Annotated in this window: 22 protein-coding genes; 20 read left to right on the top strand and 2 right to left on the bottom strand. The window is 50.3% G+C overall.

Annotation, left to right across the window (positions count from 1 at the left end; translation table 11 throughout):
• Positions 1–18 precede the first annotated feature (18 nt).
• The 16 genes from ACTNE6_RS15115 to ACTNE6_RS15040 all read left to right on the top strand — a co-directional run bounded on the left by ACTNE6_RS15115 (position 19) and on the right by ACTNE6_RS15040 (position 17,174).
• On the top strand, positions 19–2,568 hold the full coding sequence (locus ACTNE6_RS15115) for a glycogen/starch/alpha-glucan phosphorylase (protein ID WP_442497323.1): 2,550 nt from the start codon (positions 19–21) through the stop codon (positions 2,566–2,568).
• Positions 2,569–3,025: 457 nt separating this feature from the next.
• Positions 3,026–4,612, top strand: coding sequence for a glucose-6-phosphate isomerase (locus ACTNE6_RS15110; RefSeq protein WP_442497322.1), 1,587 nt, complete (start codon positions 3,026–3,028; stop codon positions 4,610–4,612).
• 64 nt (positions 4,613–4,676) lie between these two features.
• On the top strand, positions 4,677–5,315 hold the full coding sequence (locus tag ACTNE6_RS15105) for a histidine phosphatase family protein (RefSeq protein WP_442497321.1): 639 nt from the start codon (positions 4,677–4,679) through the stop codon (positions 5,313–5,315).
• 119 nt (positions 5,316–5,434) lie between these two features.
• On the top strand, positions 5,435–7,519 hold the full coding sequence (gene glgX / locus ACTNE6_RS15100) for a glycogen debranching protein GlgX (RefSeq protein WP_442497320.1): 2,085 nt from the start codon (positions 5,435–5,437) through the stop codon (positions 7,517–7,519).
• 7 nt (positions 7,520–7,526) lie between these two features.
• Positions 7,527–8,759, top strand: a complete 1,233-nt coding sequence (locus ACTNE6_RS15095; RefSeq protein WP_442497319.1) for an acetate/propionate family kinase — start codon at positions 7,527–7,529, stop codon at positions 8,757–8,759.
• Positions 8,760–8,879: 120 nt separating this feature from the next.
• Positions 8,880–9,596 carry a TIGR00730 family Rossman fold protein gene (locus ACTNE6_RS15090; RefSeq protein WP_442497318.1) on the top strand — a complete coding sequence of 239 codons (717 nt, stop codon included), beginning with the start codon at positions 8,880–8,882 and terminating at the stop codon, positions 9,594–9,596.
• Between the two features lie 58 nt (positions 9,597–9,654).
• The gene (locus ACTNE6_RS15085) at positions 9,655–10,341 is read left to right on the top strand and encodes an ion channel (protein WP_442497317.1); all 687 of its coding nucleotides are present in this window, start codon (positions 9,655–9,657) and stop codon (positions 10,339–10,341) included.
• 254 nt (positions 10,342–10,595) lie between these two features.
• Positions 10,596–11,918 carry a hypothetical protein gene (locus ACTNE6_RS15080; protein ID WP_442497316.1) on the top strand — a complete coding sequence of 441 codons (1,323 nt, stop codon included), beginning with the start codon at positions 10,596–10,598 and terminating at the stop codon, positions 11,916–11,918.
• A gap of 563 nt (positions 11,919–12,481) precedes the next feature.
• On the top strand, positions 12,482–13,627 hold the full coding sequence (locus tag ACTNE6_RS15075; protein ID WP_442497315.1) for a DUF4145 domain-containing protein: 1,146 nt from the start codon (positions 12,482–12,484) through the stop codon (positions 13,625–13,627).
• A gap of 51 nt (positions 13,628–13,678) precedes the next feature.
• The gene (locus ACTNE6_RS15070) at positions 13,679–14,044 is read left to right on the top strand and encodes a helix-turn-helix domain-containing protein (protein WP_442496983.1); all 366 of its coding nucleotides are present in this window, start codon (positions 13,679–13,681) and stop codon (positions 14,042–14,044) included.
• Positions 13,983–14,627 (top strand): IS630 family transposase, encoded by a 645-nt coding sequence (locus ACTNE6_RS15065; protein WP_442496982.1) that lies wholly within the window; start codon positions 13,983–13,985, stop codon positions 14,625–14,627. Before ACTNE6_RS15070 ends, ACTNE6_RS15065 begins: the two co-directional genes overlap by 62 nt.
• Before the next feature lie 193 nt (positions 14,628–14,820).
• A complete protein-coding gene (locus ACTNE6_RS15060; protein WP_442497314.1) occupies positions 14,821–15,375 on the top strand; it encodes a lectin-like protein in 555 nt (184 codons plus the stop codon).
• 273 nt (positions 15,376–15,648) lie between these two features.
• Positions 15,649–16,014, top strand: coding sequence for a helix-turn-helix domain-containing protein (locus ACTNE6_RS15055; RefSeq protein WP_442496983.1), 366 nt, complete (start codon positions 15,649–15,651; stop codon positions 16,012–16,014).
• The gene (locus ACTNE6_RS15050; protein ID WP_442496982.1) at positions 15,953–16,597 is read left to right on the top strand and encodes an IS630 family transposase; all 645 of its coding nucleotides are present in this window, start codon (positions 15,953–15,955) and stop codon (positions 16,595–16,597) included. The genes ACTNE6_RS15055 and ACTNE6_RS15050 overlap by 62 nt, the downstream gene beginning before the upstream one ends.
• A gap of 20 nt (positions 16,598–16,617) precedes the next feature.
• Positions 16,618–16,734: a Fic family protein gene (locus tag ACTNE6_RS15045; protein ID WP_442499701.1), complete on the top strand. Its 117-nt coding sequence runs from the start codon at positions 16,618–16,620 to the stop codon at positions 16,732–16,734.
• Between the two features lie 2 nt (positions 16,735–16,736).
• Entirely contained in the window at positions 16,737–17,174 is a 438-nt protein-coding gene (locus ACTNE6_RS15040) for a Fic family protein (protein WP_442497313.1), read from the top strand.
• 132 nt (positions 17,175–17,306) lie between these two features.
• On the opposite strand, the gene ACTNE6_RS15035 is transcribed toward ACTNE6_RS15040, so the two are convergent.
• Entirely contained in the window at positions 17,307–20,180 is a 2,874-nt protein-coding gene (locus ACTNE6_RS15035; protein ID WP_442497312.1) for a dockerin type I domain-containing protein, read from the bottom strand.
• Positions 20,181–20,227: 47 nt separating this feature from the next.
• Positions 20,228–20,689: a hypothetical protein gene (locus ACTNE6_RS15030; RefSeq protein ID WP_442497311.1), complete on the bottom strand. Its 462-nt coding sequence runs from the start codon at positions 20,687–20,689 to the stop codon at positions 20,228–20,230.
• A 668-nt stretch (positions 20,690–21,357) separates the two neighbouring features.
• Between ACTNE6_RS15030 and ACTNE6_RS15025 the strand changes: the two genes are divergently transcribed.
• The 4 genes from ACTNE6_RS15025 to ACTNE6_RS15010 all read left to right on the top strand — a co-directional run bounded on the left by ACTNE6_RS15025 (position 21,358) and on the right by ACTNE6_RS15010 (position 23,813).
• Entirely contained in the window at positions 21,358–21,591 is a 234-nt protein-coding gene (locus ACTNE6_RS15025) for a hypothetical protein (protein ID WP_442497310.1), read from the top strand.
• Positions 21,592–21,635: 44 nt separating this feature from the next.
• Positions 21,636–21,920 carry a hypothetical protein gene (locus ACTNE6_RS15020; RefSeq protein ID WP_442497309.1) on the top strand — a complete coding sequence of 95 codons (285 nt, stop codon included), beginning with the start codon at positions 21,636–21,638 and terminating at the stop codon, positions 21,918–21,920.
• A gap of 42 nt (positions 21,921–21,962) precedes the next feature.
• Complete coding sequence (locus ACTNE6_RS15015) at positions 21,963–22,586, top strand: hypothetical protein (RefSeq protein WP_442497308.1); 624 nt, start codon at positions 21,963–21,965, stop codon at positions 22,584–22,586.
• An 837-nt stretch (positions 22,587–23,423) separates the two neighbouring features.
• Positions 23,424–23,813, top strand: coding sequence for an HMA2 domain-containing protein (locus tag ACTNE6_RS15010; RefSeq protein WP_434483804.1), 390 nt, complete (start codon positions 23,424–23,426; stop codon positions 23,811–23,813).
• The last annotated feature ends 60 nt before the right edge of the window (positions 23,814–23,873 follow it).

The raw sequence follows: 23,873 nt of genomic DNA, 5'->3' as shown, positions 1-23,873 counted from the left end.
ATCGGACTGGAGATGCATATGACCTACAATACCGGTTCTTTAGATATGCCAAAAACAAATGCAGCCCCGGTTGAAGCGCTTCCTTTGTCCGCAGAAAATGAGCGCACCGGCCTGAGTGTGATGGCCTTGAGGGAGGCGATTCGCGATCATGTCATTTATAGCCTGGGGCGACATCCTTCCGTCGCCAGCAAACATGATTTTTATCGGGCGCTGGCGCTCGCGGTGCGCGACCGTCTGCAGCACCGGTGGGCGCACACGGTCGATATTTATTTCGAAAAAGCTGTCAAGAAGGCTTGCTACCTTTCTGCGGAGTTCCTGATGGGGCCGCATCTCGGCAATAATATCGTCAATCTGGGTATCGAAGAGGAGGTGCGCCAGGCGGTGTCCGAGCTGGGGCTGAACCTGGATGAGCTGTTGGCACAGGAAGAAGAGCCAGGCCTCGGCAATGGCGGCTTGGGCCGGCTCGCTGCCTGTTATCTGGATTCCCTCGCCACTCTGGAGCGTCCGGCCATCGGTTATGGTATCCGTTATGAATTCGGCATCTTCGATCAGGAGATTCGCGATGGCTGGCAGAGCGAGATTACCGACAAATGGTTGCATGCCGGTAATCCCTGGGAGATCGAGAAGCCCGAGACCGTTTACCGAGTCGGCTTCGGCGGCCATACGGAGTCCTGGCAGGATGAAGAGGGCCGCTATCGGGTTCGCTGGGTTCCCAATGAAGTCATCAAAGGCACCGCTTACGATACGCCCATTCAGGGCTACCGGGTCAATACCTGCAATACGCTCAGGCTGTGGAGCGCCGAGGCGGCGGAGTCGTTTGACTTTCAGGCTTTCAATACTGGCGATTACTACCAGGCCGTCGGAAAAAAAGTGCGCTCGGAGACGCTCACCAAGGTGCTTTATCCCAACGATGAGCCCGAAATAGGCAAGCGGCTGAGGCTAGCTCAACAATACTTTTTCGTTTCCTGTTCCTTGCAGGATATGCTGCATTTTCTCGATCTGGCAGGCGGCCAGACGCAGAGCTTTTCCCGGTACTTTGCCGTGCAGCTCAACGACACTCATCCTTCAATCGGCGTGGCAGAGCTCATGCGGCTTTTAGTGGATGAGCGCCGCCTGGATTGGGACGAGGCCTGGACCATCACCCAGGACAGCTTCGGCTATACCAACCATACGCTGCTGCCGGAAGCGCTGGAAACCTGGGACCTGCCGATGTTCGGCGAAATGCTGCCGCGGCACCTGGAAATCATTTATGAGGTCAACCGGCGCTTTCTGGACCAAGTGCGCTTACGCTATCCCGGCGATGACGCGCGGCTGGCGCGTATGTCATTGATCGGCGAGGCGGGCAGCAAACAAGTGCGCATGGCGCATCTCGCTTGTGTGGGCAGCCATGCGATAAACGGCGTAGCGGCGCTCCACTCGGAACTGCTTAAAGGCAGTGTGCTGAAGGATTTTTACGAATTGTGGCCGGAACGGTTCAGCAATAAAACCAACGGCGTAACGCCTAGACGCTTTTTGGCTTTGGCGAATCCCAGGCTTTGCGATTTGATCACGCGCTCAATCGGCGAAAGCTGGATTACCCATGCCGAGCAGCTCCGGCAGCTCGAGCCCTTGGCCGAAGATGCGGCATTTCGTGAAGCATGGCGGGCCGTCAAACAGGCAAACAAGCAGCGGCTTGCCGATTATGTCCGTAAGCAGACCGGCATCGAACTCGACCCAAGCTGGCTGTTCGATATTCAGGTCAAGCGCATCCATGAGTACAAGCGCCAGCATCTGAATATTCTTTACGTTATTACGCTGTACAACCGCCTGAAGCGCGATCCGAAACTTTCTATTGCACCGCGGGCATTCATCTTCGGCGGCAAGGCGGCGCCCGGCTATTTTATCGCCAAGCGCATTATCAAACTCATCAACGCGGTAAGCGAGGCGGTGAACAACGACCCGGATGTCAATAAATATCTGCGAGTCGCGTTTGTACCCAACTTCAACGTGGAGATCGCCCAGCTCATTTATCCCGCAGCCGATTTGTCCGAACAGATCTCCATGGCCGGCAAGGAAGCTTCTGGCACCGGCAACATGAAATTCATGCTGAATGGCGCTTTGACCATTGGAACGCTGGACGGCGCCAACGTTGAAATTCGAGAAGAAGTGGGCGCGGAGAATTTCTTCCTGTTCGGGCTGACCGCTGAGGAAGCCGTCAGGCTTCAGCAGGAAGGCTATCGTCCTTACGCTTACATCGAAGGAAATCCACAATTAGCCGAAGTGATTCAGTTGATCGCATCGGGGCATTTTTCCAATGGCGATGCGGAGGTATTTCGGCCTTTGGTGGACAATCTGTGCCAGCATGACCCGTTTCTTGTCCTCGCCGATTACGCCGACTATGTTGCCTGTCAGGATAAGGTTTCCGATGTCTGGCAAGATCCGGAAAACTGGACGAGGATGTCCATTCTGAATACGGCCAGAGCAGGCAAATTTTCCTCGGATCGCGCGATCCGTGAATATTGCGACGAGATCTGGAATGTCCGTCCGGTATCGGTAACGATGAAAGATAGAGCCGAACCTAAACAATGAAGTCCGGAGGTACTCGCTAAACAAGAGCTATCGGCGCTGAATCAGTAGTCCATGAAGAACTGAATGATTGACGCAGCAGCCTATTGAGCACAATCCAAATCAATTTTTTATTATATTACTGATGTTACGCAAAGGCGGTTTCATCCCGTTTGCCGCGCCGAGCACCGCAGCTTTTAACAGATCAGGCCCGTAGGGGCGCGGCAGGGAAGCCGCGCGTTGCCAAAGGGACAGGAGTCCCTTTTGGCAACCCCTGTTAAAAGCGAGGAGCACAGGAAATAAGCGGCAACCGGGCGGCCTTTCTTTTGGTTCCTTTTCTTTGGCCGCGCAAAGAAAAGGAACTCGCCCTCGGGTGCGAGAACCCGATTAAATAAAATTGTCGCGTTAGCGACACTCTATTAAATCGATCTAACTTCAACTAACTGCGTAACATCAGTTATGTTATTTGGAGAAAAAATCAATGAACTCACAAGAGCTTTGGCAGCATTATCAAGATTGGCTGTACTTTCACAAGGATTTGGGATTGTATCTCGATATTAGCCGGATGCGGTTTAGCGAGAGTTTGGTGGAATCCCTGCAGCCAAAATTTGCGAAAGCGTTTAAAGACATGGAGTCATTGGAACAGGGGGCAATTGCCAACCCGGATGAAAACCGAATGGTCGGGCATTACTGGTTGCGCAACCCTGACATTGCGCCATCGGAACTGAAAAATCAGATCATGGAGAACATTGATAACATCGAGGCTTTTGCTAAGAAAATTCATGAGGGCACGATTCATCCACCACAAGCGCCAAAGTTCACCGATATACTTTCTATTGGGATTGGCGGGTCAGCGCTCGGTCCACAATTTGTAGCCGAAGCGCTGTCAACCGATTTTCCACCGCTCGCTATACACTTTATTGACAATACCGATCCTGCAGGGTTCGATCGTATCCTCAATCGGTTGCATAACCGGCTTAACAGTACCCTAGTCATCGTCATCAGCAAATCAGGCGGGACGCCCGAAACCCGCAATGCCATGCTGGAAGTGAAGCGCGTATACGAGCAGCAAGGCTTGGACTTTCTTGCCCATGCCGTGGCTGTCAGCAAAATAGATGAGCTGGAGCGAATTGAAGGCTGTCTGGCAGAGTTCCCTATGTTCGACTGGATAGGCGGGCGGACTTCCGAGATGTCTGCCGTAGGATTGCTGTCGGCTGCGCTGCTGGGGATTGACATCCGCGCGTTGTTGGCGGGCGCAAAGGAAATGGATATCGCCACCCGCGTACCTGAGATCAAGCGCAATCCGGCCGCTTTTCTGGCGCTTGCCTGGTATTATGCGAGTAACGGCAAGGGTGAAAAAGATATGGTAGTTCTACCTTATAAAGACGCTCTGCTGCTGTTTTCACGCTATCTGCAACAATTGGTGATGGAATCTCTGGGCAAAGAAAAGGACCTGGACGGCAACACGGTCCATCAAGGCCTTGCGGTTTATGGCAACAAAGGGTCCACGGACCAGCACGCCTATGTTCAGCAACTGCGGGAAGGCGTGGCGAATTTTTTTGCGACTTTCATAGAAGTGCTGGAGGACCGGACGGGACCCTCCATAGAAGTGGGATCCCAGACAACTAGCGGCGACTTTCTTTCCGGATTTTTACAGGGTACGCGACACGCGCTTTTCGAGAATTTAAGGGATTCGATTACTGTAACGATTACACGGGTAGATGCTCGATCGGTCGGCGCGCTGATCGCCCTTTATGAACGCGCCGTTGGATTTTATGCCTCTTTGATCAACGTCAATGCCTATCATCAGCCCGGTGTAGAAGCGGGAAAAAAGGCCGCCGAGACATTGTTGGGACTGCAACGGAAAATACTCTCCGTTTTGAAAACCACGGATCAGCCCCTGGGATTGGCGGCATTAGCGGAAAAAGCGGATGCCAGTGATCAGATTGAAGACGTTTACAAAATTCTGCGGCATTTGGCGGCTAATCACCGCGGCGTCGGTTTGCATGGCGATCTTGCCAAGCCCAGTGAGCTGACTATCAGTTTTAATAGGCCGGCAAGCGATTGAAAAGCCTTTTTGACTGTCGCCCTTAAACTGCTGAGCTTGTCTTGTCACCAAGGAGTAATGCAGCATGACATTGAAAATCTATTTGCTTCGTCATGGCGAAACGACATACAGCCAACGCGGCGCTTATTGTGGCGCTCTCGATGCCGAACTCACCCCGGAAGGCAGGCAAATGGCGCAATTTTTTGCCGAAGCCCATCGCTCGATACCCTGGACTGATGTCTATGTCAGCCCGATGAAAAGAGCGATAGCGACAGCACAGCCTTTATGCGACGCCTTGGGCCTGGCCATGCAGATCAGGGATGGACTCCATGAAATCAGTTATGGAGCATGGGAAGATCAGGAATTGGAATATGTCAGGCAACATTACGAGCAGGACTATCTACGCTGGCAGACCGATCCGGCCTGGAATCCGCCGACCGGCGGCGAAACGGCTGTTCAGATTGCCGCCCGCGCCCTTCCCGTAATTACAGAAATCGAGTCCAGGTACAAGACCGGCAATGTGCTGGTGGTATCCCATAAGGCTACCATACGCATCATTCTCTGCAGCCTGCTGGGGATCGACATAGGGCGTTACCGCGATCGTATCAATGCCCCCGCTGCCTCCGTTAGCATAGTCAAGTTTGCTACTTATGGGCCGATGCTGGAAGTTTTAGGCGACCGAAGTTATATGTCCGAGTATTTGCGCAATCGCGCTGGCACTTAATGAGCGTAAACAGGCTTTCTTTAGTCTAAAAGTTACCTATTTTTCAAGCGCAACATTTCGGGAAGGTATTTTTATAAAGCGATTGACGGCCAAGCCAAAATTTTACGGAGTGAATTGCATTGACTCTTTCCTATAAAGCAAGCCATGGCTCATATTATCCGCCTGGTGCAACGGCCAGCGATGCCGGAGTGAATTTTTCAATATTCAGTCGTCATGCCAGCGGCGCTGACCTATTGCTTTATGAAGCGGCCGGGAGTCCGGTGCCGTTTCAAATTATCAGCCTCAATCCCAAAACAAATCGTTCTTTTTTCTTCTGGCATGTGTTCGTCGAAGCACTTCCCGCAGGGACCCATTATACCTGGCAAATATTTGGACCGAACGATACGGCTTCGACAGGGCGACGTTTTAATCATAAAAAGGAATTAGTCGATCCCTGGGCCACGGCAGTTACCGATGCCTTTTGGAACCGGCGCTGCGCTTCGGACCCGCGTAACGAAAGCCGATCATCGTACCGGGCAGTGGTCACGAAATCAGATTATTTCTGGGCGGATGACCGTTCCTATAAACGCGGCCTCGAAGGAGCGATCATCTATGAACTACATGTCGGCGGATTTACGCGTCACCCTTCGTCTAGGGTAGGGCAGCCCGGCACGTTTACAGGATTGATCGATAAGATTCCTTACTTGCAGGAACTAGGCATAACCCATGTCGAGCTGATGCCGGTCATGGCTTTTGACGAACAATTCGTGCCGGATAACGTGGCGGCAAGAGGACTGAAGAATTATTGGGGCTACAGTACACATAGTTTTTTCAGCCCCCATCCAGGCTATTGCATCAGCCCCGAACTTGGAACGTTTGCAAGTGAATTCAAGGATCTGGTCAAAGCCCTGCATAATGCCGGCATCGGCGTTATTCTCGATGTGGTTTTCAATCATACGGCGGAAGGCGACCACAATGGCCCGATGATCAACTTCAAGGGTTTTTTTAATGACATTTTTTATCATCTCGATCCGCAGAACCGAAATTACTATCGCGATTACACCGGTTGCGGCAACAGTATTAATTGCAATCACCCTCTGGTGACGCAATTCCTTCTGCATTGTCTGGAGTATTGGGTTGAAGAGATGCATGTCGACGGTTTTCGCTTCGATCTCGCCAGCGTCTTTACACGCGGCGAGGATGGCATACCCCAAGCCAATCCGTCGCTGCCCTGGCGGATCGAATTTTCAAATGCACTTAACGGGGTGCCCATGATTGCGGAAGCCTGGGATGCTTCGGGTCTTTATCATGTGGGCTCGTTTCCCGGCTTACGCTGGGCAGAATGGAACGGACGCTACCGGGATGTGATCCGGCGCTTTGTCCGCGGCGATTCGGGGCTGGTGGGCGAGGTGGCTTCATCGATTGCCGGCAGCAGCGATCTTTATGCGGACGATGACCGGTTGCCGCTTCACAGCATTAATTTCATCAGCTGCCATGACGGTTTCACACTTTACGATTTGGTCAGCTACAACGGTAAGCACAACGAAGCCAATGGTGAAGACAATCGCGACGGCTGCGACAATAACTTATCCTGGAATTGCGGCGCTGAAGGCGAGACCGATAATGCGGAAATTTTAGCTCTACGGCGGCGGCAAGCTAAGAACCTGATGAGCATTCTGTTATTAAGCCAAGGCATTCCGATGCTGCTGTCCGGCGATGAAGTGCTGCGCACCCAACGAGGCAATAACAATACCTGGTGCCAGGATAACGAACTTTCGTGGTTCGACTGGAGCCTCGTGGAAAAAAATGGCGATATGCTGCGTTTTGTGAAGGAACTGATTGCCTTGAGGCGCCGGCACCCGAATCTCAACCGGCGCGAATTTCTGACCGGAGAGGCGGTGTCCGACCGGGGGCTTCGCGATATCGCCTGGCATGGCTACCAGCTTAATGAACCGTTATGGTTCGATTCAAACGCTCGCTATTTGGCGTACACACTGGCTGGATTAGCCGATGATGAGGAAGATTTGCATGTCATTTTGAACATGTCTGAGTCGACAGTGGATGCCCCCTTGCCTGAGATTCCCGGGCGAGCATGGCATTTGGCGCTGGATACCTCTCGTACCAGTCCGGATGACATTATGTCTCGCAATCAGCAGAAGGATTACGAAAATTCGTCTTATCAAATATCCAGGCGCACTGTCGCCGTTTTCGAGGGGCGCAGGTGAACAAACCATGACCAGCATAGCAAGCCAACATGGCATTTCTAAGATACTAGTCATCAATTGTGGCAGCTCCTCGATCAAATACGGACTGTTTGTAATGGAGTCAATGCACCTACTTGCCAGTGGGCTGGTGGAGCGTATCGGGGAAAGCGGAAGCCTGATCCAGCATCGAGCAGAAAATGCTCAAGGCGAACTGGTGGAGATCAAGCAAGAAATCGAGGCCGGCGATCATCGGTCGGCCTTCGCCCAGATGGCCGTGATTTTACGCGGCGCCTTTGGGCTTGAAGCAGGGGAGGGGCCGGATGCGATTGGTCATCGCGTGGTCCATGGCGGAGAAGCCTTTTCAGTATCGGTGGCTATCGATCAGACGGTCATCGACATGATTCGTAAATTAATTCCATTGGCGCCGCTGCACAATCCGGCCAATCTGACCGGCATTGAAGCCTGCCGGGAAATTTTTTCGTCCGTGCCGCAAGTGGCTGTTTTCGATACGGCTTTTCATCAGACCATGCCGCCGCATGCTTTTCGATATGCCGTTCCGGAAATTTGGTACAGCCGTTATGGTATTCGTCGGTACGGATTTCACGGCATTTCTCATCGTTATATAGCAGGACGGGCGGCCGAATTTTTGCAGCGCCCGCTCGAGGATCTTAAATTAATTACCCTGCATCTCGGCAATGGCGCTAGCGCCGCTGCAATACAATATGGCCGTTGTATCGATACTTCCATGGGCTTCACTCCTTTAGAAGGCCTCGTCATGGGAACTCGGTGCGGTGATTTGGATGCGGCGATACTGCTTTATCTGGAAAACGTTCTTGGCCAGAGCTCGAGCGAACTGCAAGAAGTCCTTAATAGGGATTCAGGATTGAAGGGGTTATGCGGCAGCAACGACTTGCGCGAAGTACTGGCGCGTGAACAGACTGGAGACGAACGCGCCCGCTTGGCGCTGGAAGTCTATTGTTACCGTATCCGAAAATATATTGGCGCCTATTTCGTTGCACTGGATGGTCTGGATGCACTTGTTTTCACCGGTGGTGTCGGTGAAAATGCGCCTTTAATTCGAAGCTGGGCCTGTCAGGGCCTTGAAAAGCTTGGCATCGCTATCGATTCGGAAGTCAATAACGGGTTACTTGAAGAAGTCAGCGAAATTGGATTAGGCGGCCATTCCGTTCGCGTTCTGGCCGTGCGCACGAACGAAGAATTGCAGATTGCGCGCGAAACGCTTTCAGTCTTAACTGAGTAGCCATCATGTTAAATGGATTCTTTTGATACGGCTTCAGGTCAGAATAATAGAGGAGATTATCTCCTTGAGCAGTTGGGGAAATTGAGTTCAGGCTAAATTGGGCATCGCCCGGAGGTCAAAATGAACAGCAATGTTTTCGATTCTAATAAAAGTTATTCATTATTAGGAAAAGTCGAAGGGGCGGAAAAAGCCTTCTTATCGGGTCGACGCAACCGGGAACAAGATTTGGAAAGTGCAGTCGCGTTTTTCCTGGAATTTTTGCGCGGCTTCGAAAGCTTTGATCTAGCCAAACAGTGCGTCACGGTGTTCGGTTCGGCAAGATTTAAAGAGGATCATCCCTACTACCATCTGGCTCGCGATTTGGGAAGCGCATTGGCCAATGCGGGTTACATAGTAATGACCGGTGGTGGTCCCGGCATTATGGAAGCTGCGAACCGCGGCGCCAAAGAGGCGGGAGGCTACAGTTTGGGCTGCAATATCAAATTGCCTCATGAACAAAAACCCAACCCTTACCTTGATCAATTTATTGAATTCGAACATTTCTTCATTCGCAAAGTCATGCTTATCAAGTATTCATGCGCTTTTGTGGTGATGCCCGGCGGTTTTGGCACGCTCGACGAAGCTTTTGAAGTGATAACCCTGGTGCAGACGGGCAAACTGGAGCGGTTTCCTGTCATCGGCATGGGTGGGGATTTTTGGGATCATATCCGACAGTTTGCCCATGACAACATGTTGCAGCAAGGCGTTATCGGCGAGGAAGACCTGGACTTGATCCATCGCGCCGATAATGTGGAAACAGCCATAAACATTATCAAGGAGAGCTACTCAAATACATAAAGACCTTCCAGTATTAATGACAGCAAAGCCTTAATAACTAAAAACAGCGGAATTGCGCATGCCTGTGTTGAATCAGCATCCCAAACCCGACAATTACGCTTATCTTCTGTCCGGCTTGCTGTTTTTGTTTTTGCTTGTACCTACGTTGCGCTCTTTCCCTGATCTGGCAGAAAACGCTCATCTGATGCGCCTCGGCTTGCAGATCGGCTATAGCACATTGATGCTGCTTGGTGTCTGGAGTTTGCATAGGGAAACTCGACTTTTCTACATAGGCATGGCGCTTGCTGTATTGAATGTCTTATTCACTGTTATCAATGTTTATTACCCCAGCAGGATTATTGAATTATCGTCCACTCTAGTGGCTTTCGTGTTTGCCATCATCAGTGTGATTATCTCTATCAGACACGTGCTCGGCGGAACTACTATTGATCGTAATCTGCTATTCGGAGCGATGTGTGTTTATCTTCTGATGGGGTTAATCTGGGCAATTTTATATGGATTGATTTTTCAATTTTGGCCGGGATCACTCAATGGTATAGCCGATATCCACGGTAATGCTACTTTGGACAACCTTCTTTATTACAGTTTTGTGACTTTGGCCGGTCTTGGATATGGCGATATTACGCCGGTCGTGCCATTAGCGCGTACGCTTGCTTACTTGGAGGTGATAGCCGGCCAATTGTACATCGCTATCATGCTGGCAGGGCTTGTGAGTCTTTTCCTGAGTGGGCGCGGTGTACGTTAAGATGCGAATTAAAGTAGAAGAGACAATTCATCGATTACATTTGACAAAGACAACGAGCTGACGATGTTTTCCCTGTTATTGAAGGAGTATTCGGAATTGTTGAGCTGTCAAACAAGCTGAAATTCAATAGCGCTGATTGTTAATCAGAAAGATCCTAAGGAGCCGATACAGTCATATGAGCAGTGCATCAGTTTTTCTGTCCATGAGGCCGTAGAGTGCCGAAGGTTGTTCTGCTACTTGTCTTGGTCTTGGGCATGAGCGGTTGCAATTTGCTCAAAAATACCCTGGAGTTGCCTGAAAAGGGTATCAGTTCCATGTTTTCACTCAACCAAGAAAACGAAGCACCCGATCCCGTCGAACTGCAATCCCAGTTGCTTCGCTTTGCTGACAATTCTATTGAAACACTCAATCTTGCCATAGGCCAGTTGCAGGGAGAAGACGATAAGGCCACCCGAAGGCGAACCCTTCTACAGCGCCGGATCACCACTACCAATGATATATTGGCCATCGCCACCGGGGCCAACACCTATGCCAATCTCCTCGATATGGTCATCTTCGCCAGCTTGAACCGGATGAATGTCGAGGATTATTGGATGCCCACCTTCTACGGCAAATCAGTTAAACCCTATCTGATCGCTTCTCAAGAGGTAGAGAAGGGGATTTGGCAGATCGCCTCGAAGACACTAAAAGAAGAACAGCTCTCGGAACTGCGTACCGCCATTAAAGCCTGGCACGAGCAACACCCGAATGTGCGTTCGCCCCGTGATCTCGGATCATTTGGCTTTGCGTCCGAAGCCGCCGAGATTAACCGCAGCTCCAACCCAAGGATAACCAGCAGTGTGTTCAATCTGCTCGCTATCGACCCCTTGGCGGGACTCGACCCCGCTACCCGCGAGTTGGCCAACACACGGTTGTTCGCGGAACGCGGCTTGTTCCTGGCCAGACACATGCCAATTCTGATCCGCTGGGAAACCGAATTACTGGCCATACATACGGCAGAAATGCCTGAGATGGAAAAGTTGCTGGCTAACACCACCCAACTGTCCGAATCGGCAGATCGGTTCAGCCAGACAGCGGAGCGCCTGCCAGGATTCATCAGTACAGAGCGCCAACAGATCATCCAAGCCCTGGACGCGCACCAGCCGGGGCTCATCAGCCTCACCGTCCAAGCCGAGAAAGCACTGGACGCTGGCAGACAGATGTCCAACGCGTCTACCGCTACCCTAAAGTCTTTCCAAGATGTGGTGCGGCAACTCCAAGCCAGCCCGTCGAGTCCGAACGCCGAGCCTTTCCGCATCAACGACTACACTGCGGCTGCAGCGCAGATCAACGCTACTGCGCAAGACCTGGCGAAGCTGCTTCAGGCTTTCGACCAGACTCTGGCTTCCGATAAGCTTGAGGGGGTGTCAACCCGATTAGGTGCGGCGGTCTGGCAAGCCCAGGCCAGCGGCAAAGAATTGGTGGATTATACCTTCAGGCAAATCTTGTTTCTGGGTTTGATGCTGATCGCTTCCGCTTGCGGGATAGTGCTGGTTTCCGCTGTGGCTTTTTGGCGGTTGAAGAAGAAATTTGCTTAAGCCATATTGGTCAATAGCGGTGAAGCATAAGCTCTGCAGCCCGAAAGCGTGGCTGCTAACCGATACTCAACACTGTCAGACCGGCAGATCAGGCGTTGTCTGCCGAACATTGATATGTCCTTACCGATCTGCTAGATTACGGGCGATTAAAACTTATGCCGGTTCAAGACGATCCAGGCGCCGCCAGAGTTCTACTATGCTTGATGGTCACGTAACCGGCGAACCCTTGTTGAAGCGTTCTTACTTGAAGCCATCGCGGCCGATATGGGTTACGGCTACAACCGATTCATCGATTACATTTTGCTCGGCTCGAATAGCAAGCCAATCGCCGTGGAAAAGGTAAAGTTGTAGATGGAACTAAGGATTCGACAATCAATAATTGCCTGTTTTTAAATCCGCTTGGCGGCTGTGGGAGCGATGCCTTCATCGCGACTAAAGATCTCCGCAAGTCGCGATGAAGGCATCGCTCCCACGGGGGCTCATAAAAAAATCGACATCGGGATGTTATTTTGAATCCAACCCTTAGTAATTTTGACTTTCTTAAACACCATGATGAGTTACTGGTGCGATTGGCCCAAACTGCCGAAGCCTGTTTCGTGCCCGACCCCAACACCACGCTGATCAAAATGCGCCAACTGGGCGAAGAACTTGCCAAAACCATCGCCTCCCGCGTGGGAGTTGACTCCGGCAGCGATGTCAAACAGGTCGACCTGTTAAGAGAGCTGGACTACACCCTCAGGCTGGACAAACAAGTCAAAGATGCTTTCCATGCCTTAAGAAAACTCGGCAATCCTGCGACCCACGACATTACCTCATCCTCCCACCGTGATGCCCTTAAAGCTTTACAGGTAGGTCATGCGCTCAGCGCCTGGTTTCATATTCAATTCGGTGGTGATAAAGCCAAAGGCTTCAAACTGGAGCCGTTTGTAAAACCGCAGGACCCTTCCGAAAAAGTGCGCCAACTCGAACAGACACTACAGGAACTGCAAAAACAAACGAAAACGGCGGAAGACCGGTTAGCCCGCGCTGAAGAACAGAAAAAGATTGAAGCCCAAAAAGCCGCAGCCGAACAGCAACGCGCCGAACAGATGGCGAGCGAAAGCCAGGTCTGGGAACAGATCGCCACCGAGCACGAGGCCAAGCTGGCACAATTCCGCGCCAAAATGGATGCGGCCAACATTGAATACTTCAAGTTTTTTACCGGACTCGAAAAACAACAACAGGCCGAGCAAATTCGCCGTGTCGAAAAATCCACACTACACCTGAGCGAAGCCGAAACCCGTATTCTGATCGATGAACAGCTTATCGAAGCAGGTTGGGAGGCCGATAGCGTCAATCTCCGATATTCCAAAGGCGCCCGCCCGATAGCCAACGCCAACCGCGCCATTGCCGAATGGCCAACCGATTCGGGCCCCGCCGACTATGTCCTCTTTATGGGCCTAACCCCCGTTGCCGTGGTTGAAGCCAAAAAGAGCGCGAAGAATGTCTACGACGATATCGGGCAAGCCAAACGCTACGCCAAAGGTTTGCTGGAGCAAGGCGCATTCACTCTTGAAACCAACTATGGCGAGTTCAAAGTTCCCCTTACTTTCGCCACCAATGGCCGCCCTTATTTAAAACAGCTGGAAAAGGAAAGCGGCATCTGGTTTCTGGATGTGCGCGACAACAGCAACCGCCGCAAAGTTCTAGAGCATTTATCTGTTACCTAAGATCAAGCCGTATTGCTAAAATGGGGCTTCATTGAATGAGAATGACCGAAGATGCCCAAACCTTACTCAGAAGACTTGCGCTTGCGTGTCGCGAAGGCTGTTGACAGCGGCAAAACGACACGCGAAGTCAGCGCGCACTATCAAGTCAGCCCCTCCTTTGTCTCCAGAGTGCATCAACTCTGGAAAAACACCGGCGGCGTTCAGAGCAAGCCGATCGGTGGTTACAGACGGGCCCTGTTGGAACCCTATGCAGCCGCCATCAAGGAACAGTTGGCGAACAGCCCATCGATGACCTTGAAGGAACTGCAGGATTGGCTGGAAACTGAACAAGCCCTGAGTGTATCGATTTCGGCCATTGATAAGTTTATCCGGCACAAACTGGGCTATCGCTATAAAAAAAACGGTCGTTGCCAGTGAACAGCAGCGCGAGGATGTCGCCAGGGCTCGCGAGCAATGGCAAGCCTGGCAGCAAACCTGCGATCTGTCGAAGTTGGTGTTTCTGGACGAAACAGGGCTATCTACCAACATGATCCGTCGTTATGGACGGGCCTTGGGTGGTGCTCGCTGCCGGGATGCTGCCCCAGCTGGTCACTGGCAAACGCTGACTTTTATTGCCGGCTTGCGTGCCGACAAACTCACGGCACCCTGGTGTGTGGATCAAGCCATGACGGGCGAAGCCTTCAAGGAATACCTGCGTTCGCAGCTGGCGCCAACTTTGAAACCCGGTGATATTGTTATTTGTGACAACCTGCCTGCGCATAAGGTGGCGGAAGTCCGGGATATTGTTGAAGCACACGGGGCGACGATCAAATACCTGCCGCCTTACAGCCCTGATCTGAATCCGATCGAGCAGGTTTTCGCCAAGCTGAAGGCGCTTTTGCGCAAGGCAGCGGCACGAACTTATGACAATCTCTGGCGCACTGTCGGCCAATTAATGGAGCGGTTTCATCCCGACGAATGCCTGAACTTCTTCAGGCATTCAGGCTATGTTTCTGACTAAAAAATAAATGCTCTAACATATGGAGTTGAAATTGTCAATTGTGTAGTCTCGGGTTTTTCTGTGAACTTTCTCATATTTTTGAAAATATTCTGCTACTATACTCAAGCCCTGCATTAAGTAATGTGCAGTTGTGCAGCAGTCTCTTACAGGCTGCTAATGTTTTGAATTATAAACGGAATTAAAGGTAATGGTTATGAAGAAATTAGTTTTATTGAGCAGTATTGCACTGTTGGCTTCAGTGGGTTCGGCGAATGCCGCGCCGGTGCAATATGCTGGCAATGGCCACTGGTATGATTTTATCAGTACTGGAAATATCAGTTGGGATAACGCAGTGAACGGCGCTGCAGGCTCCCTTCACAATGGAGTGAATGGACATTTGGCTACTGTTTCAGATGCCGGCGAAGATCAGTTCATATCATCTATAGCGGGTAACGCTTTTGGTTATTTGGGCGCCTTTGATGCAGGACATGAAGGGATATGGGAATGGATAACCGGGGAAACGTGGTCTTATACAAATTGGGCAGGAGGGGAACCCAACAATTGCTGTGGCGGCGAAAATTATCTGATGAAATGGACTAACAACTATTGGAATGATATTGGGTCAGCTGACAGTTGGATAACCGGATATTATGTAGAGTATGAGAATGCTCCTAGTGCCGTACCCGTTCCTGCCGCAGTCTGGCTTTTCGGTTCAGGATTACTAGGTTTACTTGGCGCTAGACGTAAAAGTCAGCAGGGAATCTTGTAGTCTGACAGGATGCGCTGACCACTGCATCGGCAGGAAATGATCCCGTCATTTTCTCCGCATAAGCCACATCCATAGGGCTTATGCGGGGATAATCCAATAGGGCGCAAGGAGCAACGCAGCCAGAGGGGATGAGTTGAACACAGTGAATCGCATCAAGGGTGTCGATGGGTTCTTTAGGATATCAGCGCACACTGTCAACTAGAGCATTTATCTGTTACCTAAGATCAAGCCGTATTGCTAAAATGGGGCTTCATTGAATGAGAATGACCGAAGATGCCCAAACCTTACTCAGAAGACTTGCGCTTGCGTGTCGCGAAGGCTGTTGACAGCGGCAAAACGACACGCGAAGTCAGCGCGCACTATCAAGTCAGCCCCTCCTTTGTCTCCAGAGTGCATCAACTCTGGAAAAACACCGGCGGCGTTCAGAGCAAGCCGATCGGTGGTTACAGACGGGCCCTGTTGGAACCCTATGCAGCCGCCATCAAGGAACAGTTGGCGAACAGCCCATCGATGACCTTGAAGGAACTGCAGGATTGGCTGGAAACTGAACAAGCCCTGAGTGTATCGATTTCGGCCATTGATAAGTTTATCCGGCACAAACTGGGCTATCGCTATAAAAAAAACGGTCGTTGCCAGTGAACAGCAGCGCGAGGATGTCGCCAGGGCTCGCGAGCAATGGCAAGCCTGGCAGCAAACCTGCGATCTGTCGAAGTTGGTGTTTCTGGACGAAACAGGGCTATCTACCAACATGATCCGTCGTTATGGACGGGCCTTGGGTGGTGCTCGCTGCCGGGATGCTGCCCCAGCTGGTCACTGGCAAACGCTGACTTTTATTGCCGGCTTGCGTGCCGACAAACTCACGGCACCCTGGTGTGTGGATCAAGCCATGACGGGCGAAGCCTTCAAGGAATACCTGCGTTCGCAGCTGGCGCCAACTTTGAAACCCGGTGATATTGTTATTTGTGACAACCTGCCTGCGCATAAGGTGGCGGAAGTCCGGGATATTGTTGAAGCACACGGGGCGACGATCAAATACCTGCCGCCTTACAGCCCTGATCTGAATCCGATCGAGCAGGTTTTCGCCAAGCTGAAGGCGCTTTTGCGCAAGGCAGCGGCACGAACTTATGACAATCTCTGGCGCACTGTCGGCCAATTAATGGAGCGGTTTCATCCCGACGAATGCCTGAACTTCTTCAGGCATTCAGGCTATGTTTCTGACTAAAAAATAAATGCTCTAGCTGGCTGGCCGCCAGCGATCAACACCCGTTAATCACCCGTTCGGTATTCCACTACGAATTCGAATTCATTCACCCTTTCAGCGATGGCAACGGGCGTATGGGCGCTTATGGCAAACACTGATCTTGAGCCAGTGGAAACCGTTGCTCGCTCAACTATCCGTTGAAAGCATGGTGCACGCGCATCAAAGCGAGTATTACCAGGTGATCAACCTGAGCACGCAAAAGACCGATTCCGCGCCTTTTGTCGAGTTTATGCTGGGCGTGATTTTAGAAACCGTTCAAAGCGCTGCCGGAAACAACACCCAGCAAGTCGGCCAGCAAGTTACCCCGCAAGTCGAGGCATTGATAAAAGCGCTTTTTAGAGTTGATAAGCCGCTGACTCGAAACGAATTGCAAACCGATCTAACACTAAAAGACAGGGAATCATTCCGCGAGCGCTACCTGAAACCTGCGCTGGAAGCGGGCTTTATTGAAATGACCATTCCCGACAAACCCAACAGTCGATTGCAGCAATATCGCCTCACGGAGCAAGGCCGAAAATTGGCGGGAACGTTCACATAGTCGACTGTGCCTATCGAAAATTAGCGTAATAGAAGCACATAAGATGCAAGGTGAAATCAACTTTCACCTTGCGTTTTTCATCGATTAAAACGGTACAGGCCGGGTTAAAACACTGTGTTTTGCAGCAGGTGGTCAGGGAGCCGCAGAAGAGTGCGGGACTGTGATAGTCACTGAATCAGTAGCGGCATTTCCTGCTGCATCGGTACACTGAACATTGGCTGTATATACCCGACCGCTGCCTTGGCCGGAACGTTCAGCCCGCAGTAGCATTTCAAGATTGCCATTGATCTTCCAGTCAGCATCGGTGTTGCCATCGCCAAGACCATTGACTGTCTCGTTACTGCTGACAGAAACAATTTTGCACACTGGAGGCTGTACGCTGCACCAGTCCGTCGTGTTTGCCTTTATTGTTACTGCAACCATTTTATGGTTAACCGGCCATAAAACATCGGGCGCGGCTTCCAGACCATTGATCGTAGGCGGCTCATTGTCTGCCGCTTTGATTGCAGCCAGATCCTGCTCGTCCACCAATCCATCACTATTCATATCCACTGCCGGATTGAATGCGGCATCGCCCACTCTGCTTCCGAGTGAGATTTTGACCAATGCAAAATCGTCGCAATTCACTACGCCATCGCGATTGGTATCGCCTGGGAGAATTGGATTAACCACATTGCTTTTAACCACGGCATAATTGATTGCCTTGGGATTGTCTGCCTGGATCACGGTGAACGTCAGTGTATCCGGAGTACCGATCGGCGTCGATAATGGCGGATGCATGACCACTTTGACATTGGCGCTGCCGTTTGCCGGGATACTTACCGAGCCTGACGTCAGACTCACCTGATAGTTTTTATCATCCAGTGCTGAAAAGTTAAATTTTGCATCATTCCCATAATTCTTTATCTGAAAAATATAAGAAGTATCCTGATCTCGGCTCATATTTACTGCTACGGGCGGAAAAATGGCAAACGACTGCGGTGAGAATTGGGATGCGCGCACACGTTGGAAAGGTTGCCCACTCGCATCATTGCCCACGGCATAGACTACAAATTCTTGTGTAGGAATGGTCAATTTTCCCAGCAGTTCGCCAACATCAGCATCAGGCGAGTCCAGGTTGAAAGACTGTATGACTTGCCCGTTCCGCGTCCGAAGTTCGAAAGAGACGGATTGTGGCTTGCCTGACATACGTGCGATTGCCTCTTGGGTTTTGCCTACAATAGGGAAGCCGGAAATGGGGAAATATCCCTCATGTCCCGGGCGTCCTCCCGGCTCGACAAACCGGAAGGCATTGAACAGAAGATTGCTGTCGCCATTGACCAGAGCCGAATAATCTCCGCTGCCTTGGATAGAAATGCGCCAATCGCCAGGTTGGGGAGCATCGATTGAGTACACTTTTGCAGATCCTGCCGCCGTCGGGATAGTCGGTTGCGTTACGCCAGTATCATTAGCAGAGACGATACTGCCGTCCGGGCGGATAACAGAAATACTGGAAACGCCGGTACTGGTTACTGAAACAGTGATTCGGCTGGTTTGAAGGTCTACAGGGAAGTGGTGATCGACTACAGTAGTGCTCAATGGTCCGGCAACGGCCAAAATATCAGCGGCATTACTGCGCGCCAGGAGATTCGCTAGTTGCGAAAAGCCTGCGGTTTTGCCTGGTTGCAGGATAAATGTTTGCCCTCCAGAGCTATTGGAGATATCGAAGTATGCCGGATCATAAGGAGAGCAGTGTCCATAAAGGCCATTAAAAACTTTGACATCCTTCTGTTGCGCAACCGTTTTCACTTGCCCTTCCAAATAAGCATCTTTGGCGCTCGCATCTGTGTACATGAAGAGTTCTCCTCCGGTTTCCGAGGCCGACAATGCATCATATTCGCCTTTCATCGACAGCTCTGGACAATCACCGCCTCCCCACGGAGACAGACTATCCACTGCATTCAGGAAGCGGTCGGCATCGTTTGTAGAGGTCAAAGGTCCCGTAGAAGGATCGTTAAACGGCGACAGGATATAGCGTGTCGGTTCATCCGGCGTACCATACCGTGAATTCAAAATATTACGAATGTCTGTTTGTACACCATTGATTACTGAACCCATGCTGCCCGTTGTATCTACAGCAAATGCCAATGAAGGGCCAATTCCAAGCAGACTTTTGAACTCATGCTCACTGACTTGCTCCTTGATTGCACGCAGCGCTTCGACGGTGGCATCTTGCGCCACAAGGGTCGCAGCCGGGTTATCATCGGCATGAGGAGACACACCAACGGGAACTGGCCCGGCCATTACAAAACAGGTGCTTGAGTCCTTGTTGATACCGCCATAGCCGCCGGTATGGTCAAAGGAACCGCCGTGGGCACATTTTCTACCAGCCTGATATAAATGTGTCCTGTCCTGGTTAGAGAAATAGCCGCTGGTCAGGTATGAAGACGTCAAATTGTCCGTAAAGCAAAGATCCAGCGCAGGGGCGTCGGTGCATGTCTGTGCATCCTGTGGCGCAACATTAGCGATAGAGCCTTTTCCAAGGTCCGGATTGGGCGATGAATTTCCTAGTTCTATCCAGGTACTGTGTGAATAAAAATCCTGCAAGGTATGAAAAGCTTCACCAAGCGTTTTTCGGGCAGAATCCGCATCTTCGTTTTTGAGTGAATCGACGGTTTCCTGGTATAAGTCTTTGATCAGGTCGCTACAGGCCTGTAAATTTTCCGCATCGCAATGCCGTGCGCTTGTCGAGGGATAATTATTATCCACCGAGGCGTTGGCGTCTGCGATCTGTTCTCGTGCATAATTCATGGTTTTGGTGAGTGGCGTGGCATCGGCGCCATAACCATATTCGGCATAGAACACGTCGAGCGCATCCCGAGTCATCTGTTTATGGCTTTTTCCACCCGTCGCTGCACCTTTAAGACCGCCGGGAACAAAGGCTCCGACATCCGCCGGAAGTAGTGTTGTTCCCCAGATCGTTATAACAATAGAGAGCCGGCTAAAATATAATGGCTTATGTATCACAAGTATCTCCTTCTTAATGATATTTACTGCGAATGACTGGCGATAAACTACCGCCAATTTGTTGTCGACCTTGCCTTGATTGCATCCAGCTCATCTTTCCATATTGCTCTTTCAGCCTGTGAGATCGATGGATCATGGTAAAGCCGTAATACCGGCGCTTTAGCTTTGTCTTTAAAAAAAGACAGCACCCAGATAGCGGAATTGGTTTCCGCATTCAAAAGCCCTTTTCCTTGCGCCACATCGGCGCGGATAATGTTAATCAGTACCGGAATATCATCGTCGGTGAGCTGCTTGAAAACCTCGATAACATCTTCTTCATCCGGCCATTTATAAGGTTTAGTGAGGGAATGGGTGCCAAACGCCCAGGATAGGTTGTCATGTAATAGTTCGCGTATTTCAACTTCGCGTTGGGATGTGCCGGCATGATGGGAATTGGCGCTCGCACAACCTTCGCTGATGAATATCGCAGCAAATAGGCAAACAGTTCTTAATAAGCGTAAAAAATTCAAGTCCTTTATCTCCATAGGTCAACTAAAGCTATCGTCCTAAAATGAGGAAACGGAAATAGCGCAAATAAAAGCCCGATATCACGCTATCGTAAAATTCCTTGCTTCTTGATGAGTGGATTTATCTTACTATTCTTGGAAGTGCTGTCTTTTTAAGACAAACATAATTCTTAAGCAAATATTAAGCTTAAAATTATAGGGATTATGATTTGTGTCAAATTAAATTTATGAAAGCGTGATGGAGTTCATATAAAAAAATCCAGTCGTATGATTAATAATGCTAGATGATTGAGTGGGATACAGTTGTCATTGCTGGGATAGATTCTGCATGCACTATACTGGTGGCCTATTCTGATTCGGGGCTTTTTTCGAGTAGAAGCGTGATTTCTCTTTTAGCGGCTCCTGCTTTGGAGAAGGCAGTGATAGTTTAGAACTGGTATGTATGAGCGACATTGAACATTGATTTGTCAGTAGTGGAATACTTCAAGATAAAAAACAGCAATAAATCACAACACTTTGGCGGGATTCTAAAGGACTGGAACTTACAGAAAAATCTAGCCTCCGAAACATCCAATAGTCCAGTGAAGTCGGCCTAAGCTTGCTAGTCATTTTAACGGGTTTTGCCTCAAAATAGCCTCCTCATAGTAATCAATAACAGGGACATTTTCGCTATGAGTCAAGCGACTTTGACAATCCGTAATCCAGCTATCATCCTGGCAGCCTTAACCATTGAGGCAGATGTCTCCAATCTGATTCTCTCAAACGATGCGACATGGCATGCCGGTGAAGAGCATGACCTCACTGATGTGACAGTTCAAATTGCAAACGGGGCCACGCTGACGATTGAAAAGGGAGCGAGATTAAAAACGGGCGCTTCGAGGCGTTCGGCGCGCTTAATGCGGTAGGCGCACCTGATGCGTTAGTTTATTTTCGGGATGTATCTATTGCCATGGCGAACAATGATCCTCTCGCCATCAATGAAGGGCGGATCAATATCGCCTATGCGAATATCATCGGTGCATCTTCTTATCTCAGTGGGGCAGGCTATGGTTCCGTTACCTTAACCGATTCAATAGTCAGTTACACCAACTACATGCCCTGTCTGGGCCTCGGTTATCCTATAGCGGATGCTCATATTGAAAGAAATATCTTCTATCTGTCCAGAGGTATCTCTACCGCTACAAATAATAATGTCTCGGCCTATATCAAAAAAACGCTTTTGTCGAGCAGATGACTCCGGCGGTTGAGAATAGGGATAGCAGCAGCGGTGCAGCGGTTGCAGAAAACAACAGCTTTCTTAGTACGGATCGCAGGCCCTCGTTTTAGAAATGGCTATGGCAGCGATTCCAATTCCGCAGCGATTTCCGCCGCTGACAATTATTTTGGCACGACGGATGCCGCATTGATTGATGAGATGATCTATGACAGAAAAGATGATCTTTCAGCCGCTTCGTTTATCAGTACCTCTCATATTAACGCGCCATCGCCGGATGCTCCCAGACTTTTTGCCGGAACTGACGGCAGCGGGGGTGTTGATCTGCTTGACGATGTGGAGCGGCTGCATTTTTCCTACAAATCAATCGCCTTATTGTTTTTACTCGCGCTTTTCGGCGGCAGCGTGTTTAGGCGCAGGTTTTTCGACGGCGGAGTGTTTAGGCTCGTGCTTTTCGGCGGCAGCGCGTTTGGGCTCAGGTTTTTTGGCTGCAGCATGTTTAGGCTCAGGCTTTTTTGCGGCAGCGTGTTTAGGTTCGTGCTTTTCGGTGGCAACGCGCTCTTGCTTTTGCGTTTTGAAATCCTTATGCGCCACCTTTGCGCCCTCATGAAAACCTTTGATGACCGAACCATTGGCGGGCAGCATTTTTGTGACCATCAAAGAGCTGAACACGGCTCCATAGGATAGTCCGTAACAGACGCCATAGAGAGTGTTGTCCAATAGCTTGGATGGCGCCGAGACAATTTTGCTTGCCGCTTGTTTGGCCGCTAAAGCGCCTTTTTTGACTCCAGCCACTACCATGCCGGGTTGATTGTCAGTTTCTGTTGCATCATCGACTGTCGATGTTTCAGCGGGTTTGCGAGAGGTTTTTGCAGCCATTGTTATCTCCCGAACATCAAATTAGAAAATATTTACGTGGGGTGTTTCGATAGGCAAACTTATGTTTTATAGGCTGTCCGAAACATCCTGTTAGGATAAAAATAACGCTGGCAAGTTCATAAAAATGTAGTTTTACGATCAATATTGCTGAATTTGTCTGAGTTATAAACTGATGTTACGCAGTTAGTTGAGATTTAATTAAAGTGTCGCTAGCGCGACGGTTTTATTTAATCGGGTTTATGGCACCCGAAGGCGAGTTACTTTCTTTTAACCGCCTGTGTAGGCTGGGTTGGAGCTTTAGCGGAAACCCAGCATGGGCGGCCAAAATGCTGGGTTTATCAACCCAGCCTACCGCCTATTCTCGCCGAAAACTGCGGTGCTCGGCGCGGCAAACGGGATGAAAGCGCCCGTGCGTAACATCAGATCGATAAGGAATTTGAAACCAATGTGAACGATTCCAGACTAATCAGTGAACTTCTGGAACCCGATTTATCTAAAATATAAATTGATAATTCAGATATACAGTCGGTAAGCGATCTTTGGCAATCCGGGCATCGGTTGCAGCAGTCACAGCTTAATTAAACAGCTACTGAAATTTATGAGAATTGACTACTCATTGAAGCAATGAAAGACACGGCGCAAGACATGATCACCGTAATCCACAATAAGGTGCCGAACAGGATTCGCATTCGGGTGCCGTTGATCAAACATAAGCAGACCTATGCCAACTTACTCAAGCATGATCTGCTCAGTGATGAAAAGGCAAAGGGCATCTATCATGCAGAGCCCAATATTGTGACGGGAACCCTGCTCGTTAAATATCACCCGGCTTACCATAGCGAGGAGGAAGTGGTTCAACTGGTCATGAGAGCCGTCAGTAAACTGCGCAAGGGAAAGATCGAGATTACTGAGAAACACAAGAACCCTAAGTTGGGAAAAATGGCTCCAGGCGCCTTTTTTACCCGGGAGCTCCTGGTCAATATCGCCGGAAATGTCATCGCAGGCGTCTTGGTGGCCGTTATGGCCACACGTTGAAAATAAGCAGACGGCGCAACATGCCCCGTCCGGCCCGAGCCGGCTAGACGTGCGACCGTG

This window comes from Methylobacter sp. sgz302048 (assembly GCF_052162025.1).
In the GTDB taxonomy this organism is placed as follows: Bacteria; Pseudomonadota; Gammaproteobacteria; order Methylococcales; family Methylomonadaceae; genus Methylobacter.
Note: the sequence above shows the minus strand (reverse complement) of the source record. Positions and strands in the feature narration are given on the sequence as shown.

What these genes read in the sequence shown, in the direction of transcription:
- ACTNE6_RS15115 (WP_442497323.1), top strand. Translation starts at nt 19, where the DNA reads ATGACCTACAATACCGGTTCTTTAGATATGCCAAAAACAAATGCAGCC.
- ACTNE6_RS15110 (WP_442497322.1), top strand. Translation starts at nt 3,026, where the DNA reads ATGAACTCACAAGAGCTTTGGCAGCATTATCAAGATTGGCTGTACTTT.
- ACTNE6_RS15105 (WP_442497321.1), top strand. Translation starts at nt 4,677, where the DNA reads ATGACATTGAAAATCTATTTGCTTCGTCATGGCGAAACGACATACAGC.
- ACTNE6_RS15095 (WP_442497319.1), top strand. Translation starts at nt 7,527, where the DNA reads ATGACCAGCATAGCAAGCCAACATGGCATTTCTAAGATACTAGTCATC.
- ACTNE6_RS15090 (WP_442497318.1), top strand. Translation starts at nt 8,880, where the DNA reads ATGAACAGCAATGTTTTCGATTCTAATAAAAGTTATTCATTATTAGGA.
- ACTNE6_RS15085 (WP_442497317.1), top strand. Translation starts at nt 9,655, where the DNA reads ATGCCTGTGTTGAATCAGCATCCCAAACCCGACAATTACGCTTATCTT.
- ACTNE6_RS15080 (WP_442497316.1), top strand. Translation starts at nt 10,596, where the DNA reads ATGAGCGGTTGCAATTTGCTCAAAAATACCCTGGAGTTGCCTGAAAAG.
- ACTNE6_RS15070 (WP_442496983.1), top strand. Translation starts at nt 13,679, where the DNA reads ATGCCCAAACCTTACTCAGAAGACTTGCGCTTGCGTGTCGCGAAGGCT.
- ACTNE6_RS15060 (WP_442497314.1), top strand. Translation starts at nt 14,821, where the DNA reads ATGAAGAAATTAGTTTTATTGAGCAGTATTGCACTGTTGGCTTCAGTG.
- ACTNE6_RS15055 (WP_442496983.1), top strand. Translation starts at nt 15,649, where the DNA reads ATGCCCAAACCTTACTCAGAAGACTTGCGCTTGCGTGTCGCGAAGGCT.
- ACTNE6_RS15025 (WP_442497310.1), top strand. Translation starts at nt 21,358, where the DNA reads ATGAGTCAAGCGACTTTGACAATCCGTAATCCAGCTATCATCCTGGCA.
- ACTNE6_RS15020 (WP_442497309.1), top strand. Translation starts at nt 21,636, where the DNA reads ATGGCGAACAATGATCCTCTCGCCATCAATGAAGGGCGGATCAATATC.
- ACTNE6_RS15010 (WP_434483804.1), top strand. Translation starts at nt 23,424, where the DNA reads ATGATCACCGTAATCCACAATAAGGTGCCGAACAGGATTCGCATTCGG.